This window comes from Streptomyces sp. 8K308 (genome assembly GCF_004348315.1).
Taxonomy (GTDB): domain Bacteria; phylum Actinomycetota; class Actinomycetes; order Streptomycetales; family Streptomycetaceae; genus Streptomyces.
This window is the reverse complement of record NZ_SMKC01000627.1, coordinates 1-1,314: the sequence shown is the minus strand read 5'-3', so window position 1 is coordinate 1,314 and position 1,314 is coordinate 1. Positions and strand designations below refer to the sequence as shown.

The window sequence follows — 1,314 nt, the reverse complement described above, 5'->3', positions numbered from 1 at the left end:
AGCGGCCGACGGGCCCGGCCTGGTACGCCACCCCGACCCTGGCCTACGCGGTGGAGCTCGGCGCCGATGTGCGGCCGTTGGAGGCGTGGATCCGCCCGGAGGCCGGCCCGTACCTCGATCCCTGGTACGAGCGGCTGCGCGACGCCTACCTCGCCACCATGGCCGACCTCGGCGTCACCAAGGGCATGCCGGAGCCGGAGTTCCTGGCCGCCATGGAGCGCCACAAGGCCGCCGACCCGGCCCTCGCCGCCGTCCTGTCGGCCATCAAGGCGACCGTGAAGGGCGGCATCGGCAAGTTGCGCGAGCGGCCGCAGGGCATCCGGCACCGGGCCGGCGAGCGGTGGCCGGCCCTGGAACGCCCGACCTGGCGCCCCGACATCCGCGCGGCCGTGATCGCCCAGGCGCGCACCAACATGCACCGCAAGATGATGCGGATGGCGGAGGCCGGCCGGTACCCGATCGCGGTCCTCTCGGACTGCGTCGTCTACCCCGCCACCAGCGCCTCGCCGATCGACCTCCTGCCCCGGGACGCGACGTCCGGCAAGCCCCTGCCGGGCGTTTTCCGGCTCGGCGTCAGCCCGGGAATGGTCAAGCTGGAAGGCGCCCGCGAATTCTGGTGGGCCGCCCAGGTAATGGAGCAGGGCCATAACCCGGCCCGCCACATCAAGGAATCCGACTCCCGGGGGGATGAGTAAATGGGTGAGGTCCAGGACGCCATCGAAGCGGCGCTCCAGGCCGTGCAGACGAGGCCGCTGCCGGCGTCGCCGGCGGCCCGAATGCGGGTCATCCTCCGCGCGGAGAAGGGCTCCACACGCGCCGTGGCCGCGCGGCTGGGCATCTCCACGCGCACCGTGCAGCGCTACCTCACGGGGCGGATCCGCCGGCCCGGCCCGCAGCTGGCCGCCGCCCTCGAACGCGAGGCCCGCCGGAGCTGGCAGCCGCGGATCCGGCAGCGCGCGATCCGCCGCGCCGCCCAGGCCGGCATCGCCGTGGAGACCCGCGCCCGGTTCGGGTTCACCGCCGCCCCCGGCTCCACCGACGACCCGCGCCTCCGGCGGGTGACGGAGACCATCGAGCCGAACGCGGCCGCCGCGCTGCTCGCCGCCCACCAGGCCGGCGCCGACGAGACCGAGCTCCGGCAGCTCCTGGGCCAGGGCCTCGGGTTCGCCTACTTCCAAGACCGCGGCCGCCGCGCGGCCGGCCTGGACGTGGAGGTCACCGACATCGACTACCTGGACCTGGACCTGAGCTGACAGCGGGTCCGCTTCACAGCCGGAGGCCGGCACCCGTAGCGGGTGCCGGCCTCCAGCGCGC

The 1,314-nt window shown here is 74.9% G+C and carries 1 protein-coding gene and 1 pseudogene; both read left to right on the top strand.

What is annotated here, in order from left to right:
- A pseudogene (locus tag E1265_RS36260) lies at positions 1 to 695 on the top strand (transcriptional regulator); the annotation flags it as partial.
- Positions 696 to 1,253: a helix-turn-helix domain-containing protein gene (locus tag E1265_RS36255; RefSeq protein ID WP_132935179.1), complete on the top strand. Its 558-nt coding sequence runs from the start codon at positions 696 to 698 to the stop codon at positions 1,251 to 1,253.
- Positions 1,254 to 1,314: the final 61 nt, after the last annotated feature.

Coding starts and splice junctions, on each gene's coding strand:
- E1265_RS36255 (WP_132935179.1), top strand. CDS start 696: ATGGGTGAGGTCCAGGACGCCATCGAAGCGGCGCTCCAGGCCGTGCAG.